The sequence below is a fragment of the Acidithiobacillus sp. genome (assembly GCF_023255755.1).
Lineage (GTDB): Bacteria > Pseudomonadota > Gammaproteobacteria > Acidithiobacillales > Acidithiobacillaceae > Acidithiobacillus.
Window position 1 is genome coordinate 1 of record NZ_JAGDVS010000131.1, and the last position, 3,877, is coordinate 3,877.

The window sequence follows — 3,877 nt, forward strand, 5'->3', positions numbered from 1 at the left end:
AGCCTTGATCATGGACGAGGTGCTGGCGAAGGTCGCCACGCTCTTCGCGTGAGCGCGGCTACCAGGTGTATCGTGGAAGAGGCAACCCGCAAGTCTTCCACACCAATGAACGGCTACAGACACGCTCATGCGGACGATTCGACAACAATATACTGATTTATTTAGATTTATTCTGACACACTCAAGGACAGGTGAATTTCCACGTCATCCCAAGGCACGAAAACCTGCTGGTCTTCCGTCTTGTCGATAAGATGGTGTTCCATGAGTTTCCGCACGTCAGCATGCACATTACTGTAGTTTCTGCCGAGTTGCTTGGCGAGCGCGTAAATAGACTGTGGCCCATCCTTTTTGAGATGTTCGAGCAGCGCCAACCGCGCCGGCGTCAACTCACGAAAAAGCTGTGCGGAATCGGAAAAACTCAGATGATAATCCGCTTCCGGCAGAATCTCTCCCCGGTCCAGTTTTTTTGCAATCTCCCGCACCTCGCTGAATAGCGTGCTGGTGGATGTGATGCTGATAATGGCTTTAGTCATGGGGTTCTCCTGTCAATCTTTGCACATCCCTCTCGAAATCGTCCACCAGGGCAGACAGCGATGAGAAAACATAGGATTCTTCCATGTCACCATAATGCCGGTGGTCCCCTTTGCCCGTTTCGTTGTCATACCGCACCAGGCATTGCCCGTTTTTGCCGCAATAGAAACGGTATTTGAAGCCGTGCGGCCGCTCCGGTGAAGGCTCCGGAAGTTGCCAGATCACTGCCTCCACGATGACGTCATCTGGCCGGACTTCCTTCTTGTAGAATACACGGATCGCTTTCATGTATTGCATGATAGGCAATACATACCCACAGGTCAACAAGTCCGCAACTGGTGCTTCCCCAGCGGTACTTTCACCGACAGTACGGGGACAGCCATTACCAGCGCACTTTTCGTGGGTTACGGAACGGCCTTCACGCCCACCGTCACCAGCTTCAATGGTCGTACCTTGTTGCAGGGCGCAGCTAGTAATACCGGACCGTCAAAAACATTCCCCACGAGCTTCGGTGCTGGACTGCCATTAGGCGGCCCTACGGGATGGAAACTCATCAATTGATGTCCCAGATGGCTTATTACCAAGGCGATTGGCGCTCCACTCACCAGCGCAAATGGTGCCAACGCTTCCGGTGTCTCACTGGGCAGCGAATATGCAGGTGCGCCTACGCAAAGCGGTAATCACCTGCTGATCCCCTTGGGCAATGGGGCACCATCACGCCATTCACCTTGGCACCGCCCCCGGTCTCACCAGTGGGATGGCGGAGTATTATTCAGTGAGAGAGGAAGAAAGGCGTCGCCATGACAGGACTGAATGACGGTACGCAAGCGCTGGCGGAAGTGCATTTGGCGCGACAGCAACGCCTGGGACGTGGAAATCGTGGATTATCACTGATGGATGGAGGTATATCGTGAGCATTCGTGTGGATTTGCCCCACTCTGTGGCAAGTTTGCAATGGTTGCTTTGGCAGTCGTGTTGGCGCCCAGGGCCACAGAGTTATTACCGTTGGCGATGGCATTGTTGCCTACTGCTGTAGTGGGGTCGGCATTGGCCTGCGCACCCGCACCTAAGGCCACAGAGCCGGCGTAGCTGGCTGAGGCGCCTTGCCCATAAGCCATCGTTCCAGTCCCATTTGCCTTGGCACCCACCCCGATGGCTACAGTGACCTGGCGCGATGGCGACAATCTCCGCGTCCATCTCAGTCACAACTGCATCGTGCGGGATGCCCGGACGGGGATCGTCTACAGATTCTAATCTGTCCTATACTTTCAAGAGGATTGGAAATCCGACCTCGTCGTCCATAAGACGAGCATGGGGATGGAGCGTAACCATTGACGGTATTTTCATACTTTGATCATGACGCCGACATCGGTGTCATCGGCCGGGGCAGGACCCTGGAAGAGTCTTTCGAGGGCGCAGCGGCGGGGACCTTTGCCATTATGGCTGACCCCGCCCAGGTGCAGACAGCCTGTTCGGTCCGGTTCGACTTCGAGGAGGAGGACCTCGAACTGGCCCTGGTCACTTGGCTGAATACCCTGCTGGCCGAGGCGGGGACTCATGGTCTGATCTTGGGGCGCTTTCGGCTCGTCCGCGATAATAGCCATTGGCAGGGAGAGGCCTGGGGCGAGCCCTGGCGGGAGGATATGGATCGGGGGGTGGAAGTGAAGGGCGCCACCCTCACCATGCTGCGCGTTGCCCAGGGGCCGGAGGGTTTCGAAGCCCGTTGCGTAGTGGACGTTTGAGCCGCCATTGGGCAAACGCCGTTTTTGGATGAGGATTTCCCATGGACATGAGCCGGTTGCGGAAGCTGAATGACTATTGCTGGACAGCGCCTTTAACCCCCGGCGAAGAGCGGGGACCGGTGCTGCTCTATGGCAGTGAGCCCCTGCTCGTCAGCATGGACGACAAGGTTCTGGAGCAGATTACCAACGTCGCCAGGCTGCCGGGCCTGGTGGGGGCGGCCATGACCATGCCCGATGCCCACTGGGGCTACGGCTTCCCCATCGGTGGGGTGGCGGCCTTCGACGCGGACCAAGGCGGCATCATCTCGGCGGGCGGGGTGGGCTTTGATATCTCCTGCGGCATACGGACCCTGCGCAGCAACCTCATGCTGCATGAGGTCGACGGCAAACTGGGGGCACTGGCCGACGCTCTTTATCACCGCATTCCCGCCGGGGTGGGCGAGGAGGGTGAGCTGAAGCTGTCTACCGCGGAATTGGACGCGGTCCTGCTGGAGGGCGCCGAGTGGGCCGTCCGCCACGGCTACGGGGACCCGGAGGACCTGGAATACATTGAAGAGCGCGGGCGCATGGGCGGCGCCCATCCGGAGTCGGTTTCCGACTTGGCCAAGCAGCGCCAACGCGGGGAGATGGGGACTCTGGGGTCGGGCAACCATTACCTGGAAGTACAAGTGGTGGACCGCATCCATGACGCCCAGGCGGCCACCGCCTACGGCTTGCAGAAAGGCCAACTGGTGATCACTATCCACTGTGGCTCCCGGGGACTCGGCCACCAGATCGGCACCGAGTATCTGCTGAGCCTGGCCAAGGCCGGGGGCCGGCTTGGCATCACCCTGCCGGAGCGGGAGCTGGCCTGTGCCCCCATCCATTCCCCTGAAGGGCAGCAGTACATCGGGGCCATGAACGCCGCCATCAACGTTGCTCTGGCCAACCGGGAGATGCTCACCCAGCTCACCCGCGAGGTGTTTGGCCGCATCTTCCCGGACAGTCGGCTGGAACTTCTGTACGACGTCTCCCACAACACCTGCAAGGCGGAAAGTCATAAGGTGGACGGCGTCGAGCGCAAGCTCTGGGTTCATCGCAAGGGCGCTACCCGCGCCTTCGGTCCGGGGCACTCGGCCCTGCCGGAGCGCTACCAGGCCGTCGGGCAGCCCGTCATCATCGGCGGCAGCATGGGGACGGGCTCTTACATTTTGGCCGGGATGGCGGAGAGCGAGGAGCGGGCCTTTTCCTCCGCCAGCCACGGCGCCGGCCGGGCCATGAGCCGTCATCAGGCCCTCAAGCAGTGGCACGGCCGGGAGCTCATCGACGAGTTGGCTGGCCGGGGTGTCCTCATCCGCACCCGTTCCATGCGCGGAGCCGCAGAGGAAGCGCCGGGGGCGTACAAGGACGTGGACCTGGTCGCCGAGGCCACGGAGAAGGCGGGCTTGGCGCGCAGGGTGGTCTTCCTGCGTCCCAAGGTCTGCATCAAGGGGTGAGCAAAGCCCGCCGGAGCAAAAAACGTCCCCGCCAACTGCTGTTTTTGGGGTAATGGCTAGAGAGGAAGGTGACACCATGGATAAAGGCAAGAAACATCTCATCGTCGGCAACGACAAGCGCAAGCTGCG

At 59.9% G+C, this 3,877-nt stretch carries 5 protein-coding genes; 2 read left to right on the forward strand and 3 right to left on the reverse strand.

Annotated features, from left to right (window positions below):
• Positions 1-167: 167 nt before the first annotated feature.
• From Q0C48_RS09010 to Q0C48_RS09020, 3 genes are all read right to left on the reverse strand, one after another.
• Entirely contained in the window at positions 168-533 is a 366-nt protein-coding gene (locus tag Q0C48_RS09010; RefSeq protein ID WP_291523576.1) for a winged helix DNA-binding protein, read from the reverse strand.
• On the reverse strand, positions 526-828 hold the full coding sequence (locus tag Q0C48_RS09015) for a DUF6516 family protein (RefSeq protein ID WP_291523577.1): 303 nt from the start codon (positions 826-828) through the stop codon (positions 526-528). Before Q0C48_RS09015 ends, Q0C48_RS09010 begins: the two co-directional genes overlap by 8 nt.
• 590 nt (positions 829-1,418) lie before the next feature.
• Positions 1,419-1,715, reverse strand: a complete 297-nt coding sequence (locus Q0C48_RS09020) for a hypothetical protein (protein ID WP_291523579.1) — start codon at positions 1,713-1,715, stop codon at positions 1,419-1,421.
• Between the two features lie 147 nt (positions 1,716-1,862).
• Between Q0C48_RS09020 and Q0C48_RS09025 the strand changes: the two genes are divergently transcribed.
• Together Q0C48_RS09025 and Q0C48_RS09030 are read left to right on the forward strand one after the other, a co-directional pair.
• A complete protein-coding gene (locus tag Q0C48_RS09025) occupies positions 1,863-2,273 on the forward strand; it encodes an archease (RefSeq protein ID WP_291523581.1) in 411 nt (136 codons plus the stop codon).
• 41 nt (positions 2,274-2,314) lie between these two features.
• On the forward strand, positions 2,315-3,748 hold the full coding sequence (locus tag Q0C48_RS09030) for an RtcB family protein (RefSeq protein ID WP_291523583.1): 1,434 nt from the start codon (positions 2,315-2,317) through the stop codon (positions 3,746-3,748).
• Positions 3,749-3,877 lie beyond the last annotated feature (129 nt).